The sequence below is a fragment of the Micromonospora sp. NPDC000442 genome (assembly GCF_042898635.1).
Lineage (GTDB): Bacteria > Actinomycetota > Actinomycetes > Mycobacteriales > Micromonosporaceae > Micromonospora.
In genome coordinates this window covers 321,926-338,860 of record NZ_JBIAYZ010000003.1, presented here as the reverse complement: position 1 = coordinate 338,860, position 16,935 = coordinate 321,926, and the positions used below count along the sequence as shown (strand labels likewise).

Sequence of the window (16,935 nt, the reverse complement as noted above, 5' to 3'; positions counted from 1 at the left end):
AGCATGTACTCGCCGACCACCCGCACCACCGCCAGCCGTTCCCGGGACCGGATGAGCTACGACCGCACCGCCACCCATGCCGTGCTCGACGAGGCGTACCACTGTGCGCTCGGGTTCACCGTGGACGGCGAGCCCCGCGTGCTGCCCACGCTGCACATACGCATCGGTGACACGCTCTACCTGCACGGCTCCACCGGCAGCCGGCCACTGCTCGCCGCCCGCGCCGACGGCCTGCCGGTCTGCGTCGCGGTCACCCTCCTCGACGGCCTGGTCTACGGCCGCTCCCAGTTCCACCACAGCGCCAACTACCGGTCGGTGGTCGCGCACGGTACCGCCCACCTGGTCACCGACCCGGGCGAGAAGTCCGACGTGCTGACCGCCCTGGTGGAGAAGGTCGGCACCGGCCGCGCGGCGGACAGCCGCCCGCCCAACCGGCGGGAGTTGGCCGAGACCGCCGTGCTGGCGCTGCCGCTGACGGAGGTGTCACTGCGCACCCGCACCGGCGGGGTACGCGACGACCCGGCCGATCTCGACCTGGCGCACTGGGCCGGCGTGGTGCCGCTGCGGCTGACCGCCGGCCTGCCGGAGCCGGACGCCGGGGTCACCGCACCGCTGCCGGCGTACCTGCGCCCGCACCGCTCGCCCTGGCAGGAACCGGCGGTGCTGGGCGGCGCACACGTGCTGCTGGAGCCGCTCGATGAGGCCCACACCGACGAGTTGTACGCCGCAACCGCCGACGCCGAGGTCTGGCGGCACCTCAGCCGGCCGCTGCCAGGCGGGCCGGAGCAGCTGCGTGAGGTGATCGTCGCGGCCCTGGCCGAGCAGCACCGGCAGGAGCGGGTCGCCTGGGCCCAGCGCTGCGCGGTGACCGGCGCGGTGGTCGGCACCACCTCGTACTACGAGATCGACCCGGAGCGTCGGTCGGTGGCGATCGGGCACACCATGCTCGGCCGGCCGTGGTGGCGCACCGGGATCAACACCGAGGCGAAACTGCTGCTGCTCACCCGCGCCTTCGAGGAACTCGACGCGGTGCGGGTGGTGTGGCACACCGACATTCGCAACGAGCGCTCGCAGCGCGCCATCGAGCGGCTCGGCGCGACCCGGGAGGGGGTGCTGCGGATGCACCGGTTGCGACCCGACGGCTCGTGGCGGGACACCGTGCAGTATTCGATGACCGTCGACGAGTGGCCGAAAGCACAGGTCAGCCTGCGGGAAAGGCTTCGCGCTCGGCCCGTGTCGGCCCGATGATGTCGGACGTGCTGGGAATCACCGACATCTGGACGTACGTGCTGGGGACCGTGGCCATCGTGCTGCTGCCCGGCCCCAACTCGCTGTTCGTCCTCTCCACCGCCGCGCGGCGCGGTGTCGGCGTCGGCTACCAGGCGGCGAGCGGCGTCTGGGTCGGTGACGCGATACTCATGTTCCTCTCCGCCGTCGGAGTGGCCTCGCTGCTCAAGGCGTACCCCCCGATCTTCCTCGTGATCAAGTACGCGGGTGCCGCGTACCTGGGCTATGTGGGGTTGACCATGCTGCGCGGGGCGTGGCGACGCTGGCGGGACCGCAATGACCCGGGCACCCCGCGGTTGATCGACGCCGCGGAGCCGGCGGCGACGCGCAGCCCGTTCCGCAAGGCGCTGGTGATCAGCCTGCTCAACCCGAAGGCGATCCTGTTCTTCGTCTCGTTCTTCATCCAGTTCGTCGACCCGACGTACCCCTGGCCCGCGCTGTCGTTCCTGCTGCTCGGTCTGATCGCCCAGGTGACCAGCGCGCTCTACCTGACCGCGCTGATCTTCGCGGGCACGTTCCTGGCCGTCCAGTTCAGCCGGCGCCGCCGGCTGGCGGCCGGCGCGACCAGCGCCGTGGGTGCCCTCTTCCTCGGCTTCGGCCTCAAGCTCGCGCAGGGCTGACCACACGCGCGGGCGCGCTCCCGGCAGATGAGCCGCTGCGATGCCGGCGCGAACGGCGTCAGGTGCCGGCGCGGACGGCGTCAGGTGCCGCCGCCACCGCCGCCACCACCACCACCCTCGCCGCCACCGACACCGGCACCGCCCGCGTCGCCACCAGACGGCGGACCGGGTGGCAGCGGCCGGTCGGGCGGGCGACTGACGTGGGCCGACTCGTTAATGGGGGCCGACCAGTCGGCGTGCGCCGCCGCGGCGGCGTGCCGGTTGATGGCCTCGCGCAGCCAGCCGTCCACGGTGGTGATCCAGTCCCGCTGGTCGGCGCCGACGTGCCAGATCCGGAACCGGCTGATGCTGGTGTGGGTGATCCCGGCCAGCGCCAGCCGCCGGTCACACCAGAGGATCACCTCCAGACCGGCGGAGTTGGCCACGAAGATCACCTCCAGTTCGGTGATCGGCCCGGCGTAGAGCGGACCGACCCAGAAGCCCCACCGCTGGTGCAGAGGCAGGGCCTGCTCCACGCCGGGCAGCCGGCCGTCGACCAGGCCGGACTGGCGGACGCTGAAGCCGAGCGTGTTCAGGGCGGCGAGGATGTGCTGCTGGGTCGGCAGCGGGTGGACGAAGACCGGCACCATCGCGCCCTGGTCCCGGGTGGCCTCGATCGCCACCTCGGTACGCAGTCCCATCCGCAGGCTGAGCAACGGCACCCCGCCGTACGTGGTCACCGGCGTCTCCCACGGGATCGCAAGCTCGAACGGAATCGACCGGGCCCGGCCGGCCCGCAGCACCCCGACGCCGGCCACCCGCGCCTGATGGAACTGCACCAGCCGGCGGGGAGCTTCGGGATCGTCCGGCTCGACCGTGCCGACCAGGCCGAGCCGGACATGCAGGACCGGTACGTCGACGGAACCGGCGATGAGGTTCACCCGCCCCGGCAGGCGCAGGCCGGGGCGGGTGCTCGGGTTGGCCAGCGCGGTCTGCACCGTCAGGCCCGTTCCGCCCGATCCCGGTGACACCCCCGTCAGCCGCACCCGTGTGCCCCTATCTGAGCCGGCGTACCGCGCGCGGGATCGGATCGGTCTCGTCGTCGAACTCCCCGATGACCTCCTCCAGCAGGTCCTCCAGGGCGACGAAGCCGACCGGCCGGGTGGGCCCACCACCGTTGCGGACCAGAGCGAGTTGCGACTGGCGGGCCCGCATCACGGCCACCGCCTCGGTCACGGTGGCGGTGTCCGGGATCGTGATGGCGTCGTTCATCAGATCGGCCGCGGTGGCGTCGGGCCGGCCGGCCGTGGCCCGCACCGCCTCCCGTACGTGCACCAGGCCGCAGACGTGACCGGCGGCGTCCAGCACCGCCAGCCGTGACCGGCCGCTGTCCCGGCTGACCTGCTCGATGCGGCCCGCCGAATCGTCCCGGCGCACGGTCACGATCTGGTCGAACGGTTCCATCACCTGGGCGACCGTCGTGCCCTGCAACTCCAGCATGCTGGTGAGCAGTTCGTGCTGGGCGGCACCGAGCAGCCCGTGCTCCCGGGACTGTTCCAGCAGCATCCGCAACTCGTCGGGGCCGTGCACCTGGGCCAACTGGTCCTGCGGGTTGACCTTCACCAGCCGCAGCATCGCGTTGGCTACCGCGTTGAGCACCGACAGCACCGGACGAGCCACCCGGGCGAAGGCCCGGAACGGCAGCGCCAGCAGCAGCGCGGACCGTTCCGGGTGGGTGATCGCCCAGGACTTCGGTGCCATCTCGCCGACCACCAGGTGCAGGAAGGTGACCAGGCTCAGCGCGAAGATCAGCGCGATCACGTGGCTGGCACCGTACGGCAGACCGACGGCGTGCAGCAGCGGACTGAGCAGCCGCTCGATCGCCGGCTCGGCCAGGGCGCCGAGGCCCAGCGTGCACAGGGTGATGCCGAGCTGCGCACCGGCCAGCATCAGGGACAGCTCGCGTACGCCGTCGAGAGCGGCCCGGGCGGCCCGGGTGCCGCTGGCCGCCGCCTGTTCCAGGCGGTACCGCTTGCTCGCCACCAGGGCGAACTCGGCGGCGACGAAGAAGCCGTTGAGCGCCAGCAGAACCACCGAGGTGATCAGCGCGAATCCGGTGCTCATGCCGTCACCTCCGCAGGCCCGTCGCTTACCTGGAGGCGGACCGAGTCGGCCACGTGCCGGTCCACCGCGAGCACCTCGACCAGGGCGCGCGGCGGCACCTGCCCGTTGTCGCCGTCGGCCGGCAGGCTGATCTCCAGCCGGTCACCGACCTCGGGCACCCGGCCCAGCTCCCGCATGACCAGCCCGGAGATGGTGTCGTACTCGGGGCCCTCGGGCAGGGCGATGCCGGTGCTGTCGGCGACCTCGTCGATGCGCCAGCGGGCGGGTACCACCCAGGAGCCGTCCTCCTGCCGCGCCGGGGCCCGCTCCGGCGGGTCGTCCTCGTCGCGGATCGGGCCGACCAGTTCCTCGGCGATGTCCTCAAGCGTGATGACGCCCGCGAAGCCGCCGTACTCGTCGACCACGCAGGCGAGCTGGCGGTGCCCGGAACGGAGCCGGTCCAGCACGGTGGGCAGCGGCAGCGTCTCGGGCACCAGCAGCGGCGGTACGGCCACCGCGCTGACCGGTGTGGTGGCGCGCTCGGCCGGCGGCACCTGGAGCACGTCGGCGATGCCGATCACGCCGACCAGGTCGTCGACGCCCTCCGCGCCGCGCACCGGGAAGCGGGAGCGGCCGGTGTCGAGCAGCTCGACCACCCGGCTGACCGGCTCGTGTGCCCGCACGGTGTGCACGTCGACGCGGGGCACCATGGCCTCTCCGGCCGTCAACTGCCGGAAGTCGAGCCCCCGGTCCAGCAGCGCCGACATGTCGGCGTCGAGGTGCCCCTCCAGCCGGGACTCGGCGATGATCTGTTCCAGGTCCTCCGGGGTGGCGCCGCTGGGCAGCTCCTCGATGGGCTCGATGCCGACCCGCCGCAGCAGCCGCACCGCGGACTTGTCGAACAGCTTGATCAGCGGGCCGGCGATGGCCAGGTAGACCAGGGTGGAACGGGACAACGCCCGGGCGACCGGTTCGGGACGGGCGATGGCCAGGTTCTTCGGGGCCAGCTCGCCCACGACCATCTGCACCACGGTGGCGATGACCAGGGCCAGCGCGACCGACAACGGCAGGCTGACGCCGGTGGAGACGCCGGCCACGCCGAGCAGCTCGGCCAGGCCGGCACCGAGGTATGGCTCGGCGACGTAACCGACCAGCAGGGCGGTCACGGTGATGCCGAGTTGCGCACCGGAGAGCATGAACGACAGCCGGCCGGCGACCTCGAGGGCCCGGGCGGACGCCTGGTCCCCCTCGGCGGCGGCTTGCTTCAGCTTGCCGCGGTCGACCGCGACGTAGCCGAACTCCTGCGCGACGAAGTAACCCGTCGCGACGGTCAAGACAACGATCAGAAGAAGACCGACGAGGATCAACACGGGAGGTTCAGGGCTCCCGGGGTCGTCGGTGTGTGGGGATGCCGGGGCCTACCCGGCTGGCTACTGCTGCCCTCCTGGGCAGAAGAGTCGATCATGCGGTCATTCTACCGGCGTCGCGGCCCGGGCCGGGCGGGTGTGCGTACTGTTCTGCCGGCCAGGGTGGGCTGGTTCAGCGGTCGGCCAGTTCGTCGACGTCGAGCAGGTTCCGGTCCACCCGCCCCGCCCGGTACGCGGCCCGACCGATCATCTGCGCGGCGACCGGGGCGGTGGCCAGTTGGAAGACCCCGACGAGAACGATCATGCCGAGGTCGGCCGGGCTGCGCAGCCGCAGGCCCACCCCCAGCAGCAGGAGCAGCACGCCGAGCACCTGCGGCTTGGTGGCCGCGTGCATCCGACTCAGCGTGTCCGGGAAGCGCAGCACCCCGATGGCGGCGGCCAGGCTCAGCAGCGCACCGGTGGTCAGGCTGACGGCCGCCAGCCAGTCCGCGACGGCACCGGGTGTCACGGCCGGTCCCGGACGGCGAATCGGACCAGTGACACCGAACCGACGAAGCCGAGCAGGGCGAGCACCACCAGCACCGGCAGGGTGGTGGCGTGCCGGTTGACCGCCGCCTCCGCGCCGACGGCGCCGACCATGGTGGCGAGCAGCATGTCGGCGGCGACGACCCGGTCCAGCAGGGTCGGGCCCCGGTAGAGGCGGACGAGGGCGAGCAGGGCGGTCACCGACAGCAGGCTGGTGAGGACGACGGCGAGGAAGACGGTCACGGGAACTCCTTGTCTACGGATCCGGTTCGCACCCGGCGCAGCTCGGCGTCCGAGCCGATCACCTCGACGATCCGCCGTTCCACGGCGCGGACCTGGTCACGGCTGGCGGCGAGGGCGGCGGGGCCGCGTACGTCGAGCACGTGCACGTAGAGGATTCCGGCGTCCCGGTCCACCTCCACGATCAACGTGCCGGGCACCAGGGAGAGCACCTCGGCGGTGAGGGCCAGGTTGAGGTCGGTGGGCAGCCGCAGCCGCACGCCGATGATGGCCGAACGGGGCGTGTAGCCCGGTTGCACCGCGATCCGGGCGACGTGGGCGCTGGCCTGGACCAACTCGACGACGAACCGGCCGCCGAACACCAGCAGACCCCGCAACCGGAGCCGGCCGTGGAAGGTCACCGGGGGCAGCGGGAAGAACAGCAGCACCACGCCGGCGGTCAGCAGCCCGCCCAGCAGGTTGCCCCAGGTGAACTCGCCCCAGAACAGGTTCCAGGCCAGCACCAGCCAGCCGTAGGCGATCAGCTGGTCACGCCACCGGCCCGTCCGGGTCCGCCGGTCCGGCGATGCGGGCGGCACGGCATCGGGCGCGCTCATGACGCCCCGCCGGGCAGGACGGCGCGCACGTACGGGGTGCGCTCGATCAGATCCTCCGCCGCCCGCCCGGTGAACTCGAACAACGGTCCCGCCACGAAGGTCAACGCCACCCCGAGTGCCACCAGGGCGACCGTGGCGCCGACCATCAGCGCCGGCAGCGGTGCGGTCGGTGCGACCGTCTCGCAGGGTGAGCGCCAGAAGGCGATGTTCCACACCCGGCTCGCCACGTAGAGGGTGAGCAGGCTGGTAACGGTGCCCACCGCCACCAGCGTCCAGGGCAGCGGCCCGCCCACGGCGACACCGGCCTGGAGCAGGCCCAGCTTGCCCAGGAAGCCGGAGAACGGCGGGATGCCCGCCAGGTTCATCGCCGAGACGAAGAAGAGCACGCCCACCAGGGGTGCCAGCCGGGCCAGCCCGCCGAGGCGGCGCAGGTCGGTGCTGCCGGCCCGCTGCTCGACCAGTCCGGAGATCAGGAACAGGGTGGTCTGGATGGTGATGTGGTGGACCACGTAGAAGATGGCACCGACCAGCCCGGCGACAGTGCTAAGCCCGACCCCGAAGATCATGTAGCCGATGTGGCTGACCAGCGTGAACGACAGCAGCCGCTTGATGTCCGACTGGGCCACCGCGCCGAGGATGCCGACCAGCATGGTCAGTCCGGCCGCCACCATCAGCAGTTCCCCGGCCTGCTGCCCCGGGAAGAGCAGGGTCTGGGTCCGGATGATCGCGTACACGCCGACCTTGGTGAGCAGGCCGGCGAAGACCGCGGTGACCGGGGCCGGGGCCGTCGGGTAGCTGTCGGGCAGCCAGGCCGACAGCGGGAAGACCGCCGCCTTGATGCCGAAGGCCACCAACAGCATCAGTTGCAGGCTCAGGCGTACGCCGGCCGGTAGCGCGTCCAGCCGCGCGGTGAGCTGGGCCAGGTTGAGGGTGCCGGTGGCCGCGTAGACCAGGCCCACCGAGATCAGGAAGATCATCGACGCCAGGATGTTGACCATGACGTAGGTGGAGCCGGTGCGGATGCGCGGCCCGGTGCCGTTGAGGGTGATCAGGACGAAGCTGGCGGCGAGCAGCATCTCGAAGCCGACGAAGAGGTTGAACAGGTCACCGGCGAGGAACGCGTTGCACACACCGGCGGTCAGCACCAGATAGGTCGGGTGGAAGATTGCCACCGGGGACCTCTCCCCGACCTCCGCCTGGCCCTGCCCGATCGAGTACAGCAGCACGCAGAGGGTCACCGCCGAGGAGACCACAAGCATCAGCGCGGCCAACTGGTCGGCGATCAGCACGATGCCCACCGGTGCCGGCCAGCCGCCGATCTGCACCACCAGCGGCCCCTGCCGGTACGCCTGCACCAGCAGCACCACCGCCACCGTCAGGCTGATACTCAGGCAACCCACGCTTACCGTCCGCTGGCTCCCCGGCCGGCCCGCCAGCAGCAGGGTCAACGCGGCACCCAGCAGCGGTAGCACCACCGGCAGTGGCACGAGCGTGCTCATCGCCGCCACCGGCCCGGCCCGGTCGACGCGTACCGGCTCATCCCGGGCCCTCCTCGCGGGGTGGGGCCGGCGCGTCGACCTGCTGAGGGTCGGCCGTCGGCGGCTCGCCGGCGAGGTCGGCGACGGACATCTCCCGTTGGGCGGCCCGGCGGACGATCTCCCGGTCCTCGATGTCGTCGGGCACCTCGTCGTCGCCGCTCAGGTACCAGCTGCGGTAGCTGATCGCCAGCAGGAAGGCGGTGAAGCCGAAAGTGATCACGATGGCGGTGAGCACCATGGCCTGGGGCAGGGCGTCGCTCATCGCCGCCTCGTCGCCGACCCCGACCACTGGCGCCTTCCCGGACCGACCGCCGAAAACGATCAACAGGTTGACGCCGTTGCCGATCAGGATGACGCCGAGCAGGACCCGGCTCAGGCTGCGTTCCAGCAGCAGGGTCACGCCGCAGCCGACGAGTACCCCGATCGTGACGAAGGAGACCAGGTTCGCTCCGGCGGCCCTCACCCTGCCTCACCCCGCCGGTCGGCCAGCCCGCCCCCGGCCTCGCCGGCCGCCTCGATGTGCCGGTCCACCTCGGCGCCGAGGCTGCGCAGCACGTCCAGCGCCAGACCGATCACCACCAGGTACACACCAACGTCGAAGAAAAGCGAGGTGACCAGGTAGAAGTGGCCGATCAACGGCAGCCAGAGGTCGATCGTGGTGCTCTCCAGCACGGTGCCGCCGACGATCACGGAGGCCACCCCACTGCCGACCGATAGCAACAGGCCGGCACCGAGGACCGTGCCGGCACCGATCGGCGCCGCCTCGACCAGCTCGTACCGGCCACCGGCGAGGTACCGCATGGTCAGCGCGAGACTGGCCACCAGCCCTCCGGCGAAGCCGCCACCGGGCGCGTTGTGCCCGGAGAAGAGCAGGTAGAGCGAGAAGAGCACCGCGGTGTGCGAGATCAGTCGGGTGACCACCTCCAGCACGATCGACCGTTGCCGCTCGTGCAGCGTCGCCCCGCCGCGCAGCCAGACCGCCCGGCCTGCGGGCGCCTCGTCCTCAGCGACCTCCCGCCGTCGGGGACGCGGCCCGGTGCGCGACTGGTGGAAGATCAGACTTGCCACTCCGGTCGCCGCGGCCACCAGGACCGCCACCTCCCCCAGGGTGTCCCAGGCGCGGATGTCCACCAGGGTCACGTTGACCACGTTGCGGCCGTGTCCCTGGTCCACCGCCAGGTGCGGAAAGTCCTCCGAGATGGAACGGGCCTGCCGGGCCGCCGCGGCTCCGACGGCCAGCGCGGCCACTGTCGTACCGACGATCACCCCGATCGTCCGCCGGATCCAGCGACTGCGCCGCAGGGGCCGCATCGAGAATCGCTCGGGCAGTCGGCGCAGCACCAGCACGAAGATCGCGATGGTCATGGTCTCCACGAGGAACTGGGTCAGCGCCAGGTCGGGCGCGCCATAGAGCACGAACAGCATGGCGGTGCCGTAACCGGTCATGCCGACCAGGAGCATCGCGGTCAGCCGCCGGGTGGCGCCCACGGCGAGCAGGGCGGCGACGCAGACCACCAGCAGTACCACCGGCTGCGCGGGGGTGGCCCACAGGTCCAGTGGCTGCTCCCAGGGTTGGATGAGGATCACCGACCCGCCCGGCACCGCGGCCAGGACGATCAGGATCAGACCGAGGTACTGCGGCAGCGAGCCCCGCTGGGTGACGCTTGTGACGTCCACCGCGGCCCGGTCGAAGCGATGGGTGATCAACTCGTATCCCCGTTGGCCGGTGACCGGCCACCGCAGCCGGGCCAGCGCCGGTGCCAGTGGGCCACGCAGCGCGAACAGCGCCGTACCACCCGCCAGGGCCAGCGCGGACAGACCGAGCGCCGGGGTGAACCCGTGCCACAGGGCCAGGTGTTTCCCGACGGTGCCGAAGAGTTCGGGGTACGGGCGGAGCAGGTGATCCAGCGCTCCCGCGGCCGGGCCGGCGACGAGCCCGACGACGGCCAACAGGGCCGGTGGGGCCAGCAGCGACGGCTCGATCCGCCCCAGGTCGGTGGCGGCGGCGCCGGGGCGGTCGGCGAACGCGCCCCAGATGAACCTGATGCTGTAGGCGACGGTGAGCACGGTGCCGACCACGAGCACCGCCAGGACCAGCGGCCGGTCGGCGAAGGCGGCGAACACAGCCTCCTTGGCGACGAAGCCGAGCAGGGGTGGCAGTCCGGCCATCGAGGCGGCGGCGAGCACGGCCACGCCGGTCAGCACCGGCGCCGTGCGCCGCAGTCCCGACAACTCGCGCAGGTCTCGGGTTCCGGCACCATGGTCGATCACGCCGACCACCAGGAACAGCGCCGCCTTGAACAGCGCGTGGGCGAGCAGCATGGCCACACCGGCGAGCGCGGCGTCCGCGGTGCCCACCCCGACGACCACCGTCAGCAGCCCGAGCTGGCTGACCGTCCCGTATGCCAGCAGCAGCTTCAGGTCGGTCTGCCGCAGCGCCGCCCAACCACCCACCAGCATGGTGGCCAGGCCGGCGATCAGCACCACCGGACGCCACGGTCCGACCACGGCCAGCACCGGGGTGAGCAGGCCGAGCAGGTAGACGCCGGCCTTCACCATCGCCGCCGCGTGCAGGTACGCGCTGACCGGCGTCGGCGCGGCCATCGCCACCGGCAGCCACGAGGTGAACGGCAGCACCGCCGACTTCGACAGCGCACCGACCAGGATCAGCAGTACCGCGACGACCAGGTACGCCCCGCCGGGCAGCGGCTGCTGGGCCAGTTCCGACCAGCGGTAGGTGCCGGCGTGGTGACCGAGCATGAGGAACCCGACCAGCATGGCGAGGCCGCCGAGGGTGGTCACGGTCAGCGCCTGGGCGGCTGCCCAACGGCTCGACCGCCGTTCCGTGCTGTGCCCGATCAGCAGGTACGAGAAGACGGTGGTGAGTTCCCAGCAGACGTAGAGCAGCAGCAGGTCGTCGGCGAGGACCAGCCCGAGCATCGCCCCGGCGAAGGCGACCATCACGCCGGCGAACCGCGAGTTGCCGAGCGCGTCGGGTGGGAAGTAGCGGGCGCAGTAGCCGAGCACCAGCGCGCCGACGCCACCGACCAGCAGTGTCATCAGCCAGGACAGGGTGGTCATCCGCAGCGCCAGGTCCAACCCCAGTTCCGGAATCCAGGGGTACGTCTCGACCACCGCACCGCCGCGTGCCACGTCGGGTGTGCGTACCAACGCCCAGCCGAAGGCGGCCGCCGGCGCCAGTGCCAGCAGGTAACAGGCGCGCGGACCCCACCGACGGACCAGCAGTGGCGCCACGACGGCCGCCACGAGGTGCAGGATCAGCAGTACGAGCACGCGCGCTCCCGGTCGACGTGGCCGAGACGCCCCATGGGGGTTGGGGGTCTAGCAGCGATCAGACGACAGTTCAGCGCGCTATGGATGCTTTTCCCGAAATAAGCACACTTTCGCCGTCAATGCGGCGAACCACCGGGATAGACCGAATCAGCTGTGCGCGGCGGCGTCCGTCGCGGCGCTGCCGCGACCCGGGCACCCCTCGACGACCAGGTCCGGCCGGCCCAGCTGGGAGGCGGCCTTGTTGACCAGTCGCTGCGCGGCGGCCAGGGACCGCACGGACAACAACCGGCCACGGCTCTCGCGACGCAGTACGAAGTAGTGCACGGCGGCCCGCACCTGGGCACGGTCGGCGGCGCTGGCCTGCGCGGTGGAGACGACCAGCTCGCGCAGGCAACTGGCGAGCCGCTCGGCCAGCTCGAGATCCGGGCCGTGCAGCCCGACGCGCAGGGCGGTGACATGACTGTCGACCTTGCGGATCAGGATGTCGGGGCTGGGCCTCGAACTCCGCTCCTCGACGGCCATCCGACCCCCTCCACCGCTCACCACGACGCGGGTGAAGTTACTTTATGTTGCCCTGCAAGAGCAAGCAGTTAAGTAAGACTTAACGGATTCTAGCCGCAAGTCGCCTTAAACGCCTTAACAAGACATAGGCCGCCTGACTCGCGACGGACGAATGTCGGTACCCGGGGGCAGGATTGGTTCGTGGCGGATTCCAGCACGGCCCCCGGCGCGCAGGTGCTCTCTCAGTTCGGCCCGGCGACCCGGGAGTGGTTCGGCGCGGCGTTCGCCGCGCCGACCGCGGCGCAGGCCGGTGCCTGGAACGCGGTCGCCGCCGGCCGGCACGCCCTGGTCGTGGCGCCCACTGGCTCCGGCAAGACCCTCGCCGCGTTCCTGTGGTCACTCGACCGGCTGTCCCGCGAAACGGCCCCGGCCGACCCTCGACAGCGCTGCCGGGTGCTCTACGTCAGTCCGCTCAAGGCACTCGCCGTCGACGTCGAGCGCAACCTCCGCGCCCCGCTCACCGGCATCCGGCAGGCCGCCACCCGGCTCGCCCTGCCCCCGCCGGAGATCACCGTCGGGATGCGTACCGGCGACACCCCCGCCGACGAGCGGCGGGCCTTCGCCCGCACCCCGCCGGACATCCTGATCACCACGCCGGAGTCGCTGTTCCTGCTGCTCACCTCGGCCGCCCGGGATTCGCTGCGGGGAGTGGAGACCGTGATCGTCGACGAGGTGCACGCGGTCGCCGGCACCAAACGCGGCGCCCACCTGGCCCTCTCCCTGGAGCGGCTCGACGAGTTGCTGCCCGCCCCGGCACAGCGCATCGGGCTATCCGCCACCGTCCGGCCGCTGGACGAGTGTGCCCGCTTCCTCGGCGGCGCCCGCCCGGTCGAGGTGGTGGCCCCGGTGACCGCCAAGACGATCCAGGTCAGTGTCCAGGTCCCGGTGGAGGACATGACCCGCCTCGACGAGCAGGCGACACCGGAGGACGACCTCGCCGGTCCACGCACGGCGTCCATCTGGCCGGCCGTGGAGGAACGGGTCTTCGCCTTGATCAGGGCGCACCGCTCGACAATCGTCTTCACCAACTCCCGACGCAGCGCCGAACGCCTCTGCGCCCGGCTCAACGAACTGGCCGCCGACGAGACGGCCGCGGCGACGCCACCCGCGACCGGTCCGGTTGCCCGGACGCCGGCCGAGATGATGGCCCAGGCCGGCGCGGTGTCCGGTGCTCCGCCGGTGATCGCCCGGGCGCACCACGGCAGCGTCTCCCGGGAGGAGCGTCGGCACATCGAGGAAGCGCTCAAGGCGGGCCACTTGCCGGCCGTGGTGGCCACCTCCAGCCTCGAACTCGGCATCGACATGGGCGCGGTCGACCTGGTCGTGCAGATCGAGGCACCGCCGAGCGTGGCCGCCGGTTTGCAGCGGGTCGGCCGGGCCGGGCACCAGGTCGGCGCGGTGTCCCGGGGGGTGGTCCTGCCCAAGCACCGGGGCGACCTGCTCTCCTGCGCGGTGGTCGCCGAGCGGATGGGCGAGGCCGCCATCGAGGAGTTGCACCATCCCCGCAACCCGCTGGACGTGCTCGCCCAGCAGGTCGTCGCGATGGTCGCCCTGGACGAGTGGCGGGTCGGCGACCTGGCGACCGTCGTCCGTCGGGCCGCACCCTTCGGCGAGTTGCCCGACTCCGCGCTGCACGCCGTACTGGACATGCTCTCCGGCCGCTACCCGTCGACCGCCTTCGCCGAGCTTCGCCCCCGACTGGTGTGGGATCGCGCCACCGACGTGCTGACCGGCCGTCCCGGCGCCCAACGGCTCGCGGTGACAAGTGGCGGCACCATCCCCGACCGGGGCCTGTTCGGCGTCTTCCTGGCCGGTGCGGAACGGGCCGCCCGGGTCGGCGAGCTGGACGAGGAGATGGTCTACGAGTCCCGCGTCGGCGACGTCTTCCTGCTCGGCTCCTCCTCCTGGCGGATCGAGGAGATCACCCCCGACCGGGTGCTGGTCTCCCCCGCCCCCGGGCAGGCGGCGAAGATGCCGTTCTGGAAGGGCGACCAGCCGGGCCGGCCGGTGGAACTGGGCCGGGCGATCGGCGCCCGGGTGCGGGCCCTGCTCCGGCAGGACACCGAGCAGGCCACCGCCGCACTGCGGGCCACCGGGTTGGACGACTGGGCCGCCGGCAACCTGCTGACCTACCTGCACGAGCAGCGGGCGGCGACCCGGGCCCTGCCGGACGACCGGACGGTCGTCGTCGAACGCTTCCGCGACGAGCTGGGTGACTGGCGGCTGGCCGTGCACAGCATCCTGGGTGCCCGGGTCAACGCACCATGGGCGCTGGCCATCGGCCGCCGCCTCGCCGAGCGCTACGGGGTCGACGCGCAGGTGATGCCCGCCGACGACGGGATCGTGGTCCGGCTGCCGGACACCGCCGACACCCCGCCCGGTGCCGACGTGGTCGCCTTCGATCCGGAGGAGATCGCCCAGCTGGTGGAGGAGGCGGTCGGCACCTCGGCACTGTTCGCCGCCCGGTTCCGGGAGTGCGCCGCCCGGTCGCTGTTGCTGCCCCGCCGGGATCCGCGCCGCCGCCAGCCGCTCTGGCAGCAACGGCAACGCGCCGCCCAACTGCTCGACGTGGCCCGCGAGTACGCCGACTTCCCGGTCACCCTGGAGGCGGCGCGGGAGTGCCTGCAGGACGTCTTCGATCTGCCCGCCCTGACCGAGGTGATGCGTGACCTGGCCGGCCGCCGGGTGCGCCTGGTCGAGGTGGAGAGCGCCCGGCCGTCCCCGTTCGCCCGCTCGCTGCTCTTCGGCTACGTCGGTGCCTTCCTCTACGAGGGCGACGCCCCGCTGGCGGAACGCCGGGCCGCTGCCCTCACGCTGGATTCGGCCCTGCTCGGCGAGTTGCTCGGCCGGGTCGACCTGCGCGAGCTGCTCGACCCGGCGGTGCTCGCCGAGACCGAACGGCAACTGCGTTGGCTCACCGCGCAGCGCCGTACCCGCGACGCCGAGGACGTGATCGAGCTGCTGCGGCAGCTCGGCGACCTGAGCACCGCTGAGCTGGCCGAGCGCGGGGCACCCGAGGCGTGGCTGACCGACCTGGCCGCCGCCCGCCGGGTGCTGCGGGTCCGCATCGCCGGTCAGGAACGCTGGGTCGGCGTCGAGGACGCCGGCCGGCTGCGCGACGCCCTCGGCGTCGCCCTGCCGGTAGGTGTCGCCGAGGCGTACCTCGAACCGGTCGCCGATCCGCTCGGCGACCTGGTGGCCCGGTACGCCCGCACCCACACCCCGTTCACCGCCGCCGGCTGCGCGGCCCGGTTCGGGCTCGGCGTCTTCGTGGTCGAGCAGACGCTGCGCCGGCTGGCCGCCAGCGGCCGGGTGGTCTCCGGCGAGTTCACCCCGGACACGGTCGGCACCCAGTGGTGCGACGCCGAGGTGCTGCGCCTGCTGCGCCGCCGCTCCCTCGCCGCGCTACGCCGCGAGATCGAGCCGGTACCGCCGCAGGCCCTGGCCACTTTCCTGCCCCGCTGGCAGCAGGTGGGCTCCTCGGCTCGCGGGGTCGAGGCGGTGGCCGCGACGGTCGAGCAGTTGCAGGGTGCCTCGGTGCCCGCGTCGGCGCTGGAACGGCTGGTGCTGCCCGCCCGGGTCGCCGACTACTCCCCCGCCCAGCTCGACGAGCTCTGCGCCAGCGGCGAGGTGCTGTGGGCCGGCGCGGGGGCGATCTCCGGTGGGGACGGCTGGGTCAGCCTGGCGTACGCCGACTCGGCTCCGCTGCTGCTCCCGCCGCCGGATGAGACTCTCGCCCGGACGCCCCGGCACGACGCGGTGCTGGACGCCCTCGACGACGGGCAGGCGCTGTTCTTCCGGCCCCTGGCCGACCGGGTCGGCGCCACCGACGACGCCGAGCTGACCGCGGTCATCTGGGACCTGGTCTGGGCCGGTCACCTCACCAACGACACCCTGGCGCCGCTGCGGGCGGTCCTTGGCGCCGGCGGCGCGCACCGCGCCCGCCCGACCGCGGCCCGTGGCCGTTACCGCCGCCCGGGACGGGTGGCGCTGCCGAGTCGCGGTGGACCACCCACGGTGGCCGGGCGCTGGTCGCGGTTGCCGGAACGGGACACCGACCCGACCCGCCGCGCCGCCGCGCTCGCCGATGTCCTACTGGAACGGCACGGTGTGCTGACCCGGGGCGCGGTCATGGCCGAGCAGGTCGCGGGCGGTTTCGCCGCCGTCTACCCGGTGTTGGCCGCGCTGGAGGAGCGCGGCGCGGCCCGACGGGGATACTTCGTCGACGGGCTGGGCGCGGCGCAGTTCGCGGTGCCCGGTGCGGTGGACCGGATCCGCGCCGGCGCCGATCCGCTCGACGGTGGCCGGCGGGGCGGGGCCACGGTGGTGCTGGCGGCCACCGACCCCGCGAACCCGTACGGCGCGGCACTGCCCTGGCCGGAGCGCGCGGTCGACTCCGGTGACGCGACCTCACCGCCGGCCGCCGGGCACCGGGCGGGTCGCAAGGCCGGGGCGCTTGTCGTGCTGGTCGAGGGTGAGCTGGCGCTCTACGTGGAACGGGGAGGGCGGACGCTGCTCTCCTTCACCGACGACGTCGACGCGCTGGGCGCGGCCGGCAAGGCGCTGGCCGACGCCGTCCACTCCGGCGCGCTGGGCGCGATCTCGGTGGAACGCGCCGACGGCGAGTCCGTACGCTCGTCGCCGCTGCGCGACGCACTGACCGCCGCCGGCTTCCGCACCACCCCCCGCGGCCTCCGCCTCCGCCCCTAACCCCACCCACCCCACCCCACACCCCCACCCCACACCCCCACCCCACACCCCACGCCCCACCCCACGCCGCCACCCCACGCCGCCGCGATCTTGCACTTTTCGTCGCGACAATTGC

At 72.7% G+C, this 16,935-nt stretch carries 13 protein-coding genes; 3 read left to right on the top strand and 10 right to left on the bottom strand.

What is annotated here, in order from left to right; translation table 11 throughout:
- Window positions 1-3 precede the first annotated feature (3 nt).
- Window positions 4-1,248 carry a bifunctional pyridoxamine 5'-phosphate oxidase family protein/GNAT family N-acetyltransferase gene (locus tag ACFY2A_RS06490; RefSeq protein ID WP_387169245.1) on the top strand — a complete coding sequence of 415 codons (1,245 nt, stop codon included), beginning with the start codon at window positions 4-6 and terminating at the stop codon, window positions 1,246-1,248.
- The gene (leuE, locus tag ACFY2A_RS06485) at window positions 1,245-1,907 is read left to right on the top strand and encodes a leucine efflux protein LeuE (RefSeq protein ID WP_387169242.1); all 663 of its coding nucleotides are present in this window, start codon (window positions 1,245-1,247) and stop codon (window positions 1,905-1,907) included. The genes ACFY2A_RS06490 and leuE overlap by 4 nt, the downstream gene beginning before the upstream one ends.
- 80 nt (window positions 1,908-1,987) lie before the next feature.
- On the opposite strand, the gene ACFY2A_RS06480 is transcribed toward leuE, so the two are convergent.
- From ACFY2A_RS06480 to ACFY2A_RS06435, 10 genes are all read right to left on the bottom strand, one after another.
- The gene (locus ACFY2A_RS06480; protein WP_387169239.1) at window positions 1,988-2,932 is read right to left on the bottom strand and encodes a sporulation protein; all 945 of its coding nucleotides are present in this window, start codon (window positions 2,930-2,932) and stop codon (window positions 1,988-1,990) included.
- 10 nt (window positions 2,933-2,942) lie between these two features.
- Window positions 2,943-4,010, bottom strand: a complete 1,068-nt coding sequence (locus tag ACFY2A_RS06475; protein ID WP_363917196.1) for a hemolysin family protein — start codon at window positions 4,008-4,010, stop codon at window positions 2,943-2,945.
- Window positions 4,007-5,359, bottom strand: coding sequence for a hemolysin family protein (locus tag ACFY2A_RS06470; RefSeq protein ID WP_363917194.1), 1,353 nt, complete (start codon window positions 5,357-5,359; stop codon window positions 4,007-4,009). The genes ACFY2A_RS06475 and ACFY2A_RS06470 overlap by 4 nt, the downstream gene beginning before the upstream one ends.
- Window positions 5,360-5,528: 169 nt before the next feature.
- Window positions 5,529-5,864 (bottom strand): monovalent cation/H(+) antiporter subunit G, encoded by a 336-nt coding sequence (gene mnhG, locus ACFY2A_RS06465; RefSeq protein WP_387169235.1) that lies wholly within the window; start codon window positions 5,862-5,864, stop codon window positions 5,529-5,531.
- Window positions 5,861-6,124, bottom strand: a complete 264-nt coding sequence (locus ACFY2A_RS06460) for a monovalent cation/H+ antiporter complex subunit F (RefSeq protein WP_281566540.1) — start codon at window positions 6,122-6,124, stop codon at window positions 5,861-5,863. The genes mnhG and ACFY2A_RS06460 overlap by 4 nt, the downstream gene beginning before the upstream one ends.
- Window positions 6,121-6,717 (bottom strand): Na+/H+ antiporter subunit E, encoded by a 597-nt coding sequence (locus ACFY2A_RS06455; protein WP_387169232.1) that lies wholly within the window; start codon window positions 6,715-6,717, stop codon window positions 6,121-6,123. Before ACFY2A_RS06455 ends, ACFY2A_RS06460 begins: the two co-directional genes overlap by 4 nt.
- Complete coding sequence (locus ACFY2A_RS06450) at window positions 6,714-8,216, bottom strand: Na+/H+ antiporter subunit D (protein WP_387169229.1); 1,503 nt, start codon at window positions 8,214-8,216, stop codon at window positions 6,714-6,716. The genes ACFY2A_RS06455 and ACFY2A_RS06450 overlap by 4 nt, the downstream gene beginning before the upstream one ends.
- 37 nt (window positions 8,217-8,253) lie before the next feature.
- Entirely contained in the window at window positions 8,254-8,718 is a 465-nt protein-coding gene (locus ACFY2A_RS06445) for a Na(+)/H(+) antiporter subunit C (RefSeq protein ID WP_387169226.1), read from the bottom strand.
- Window positions 8,715-11,549 (bottom strand): Na+/H+ antiporter subunit A, encoded by a 2,835-nt coding sequence (locus ACFY2A_RS06440; protein ID WP_387169223.1) that lies wholly within the window; start codon window positions 11,547-11,549, stop codon window positions 8,715-8,717. Before ACFY2A_RS06440 ends, ACFY2A_RS06445 begins: the two co-directional genes overlap by 4 nt.
- A gap of 147 nt (window positions 11,550-11,696) precedes the next feature.
- A complete protein-coding gene (locus ACFY2A_RS06435) occupies window positions 11,697-12,071 on the bottom strand; it encodes a hypothetical protein (RefSeq protein ID WP_387169220.1) in 375 nt (124 codons plus the stop codon).
- 180 nt (window positions 12,072-12,251) lie between these two features.
- On the opposite strand from ACFY2A_RS06435, the gene ACFY2A_RS06430 reads away from it, so the two are divergent.
- The gene (locus tag ACFY2A_RS06430) at window positions 12,252-16,820 is read left to right on the top strand and encodes an ATP-dependent helicase (RefSeq protein WP_387169217.1); all 4,569 of its coding nucleotides are present in this window, start codon (window positions 12,252-12,254) and stop codon (window positions 16,818-16,820) included.
- Window positions 16,821-16,935 lie beyond the last annotated feature (115 nt).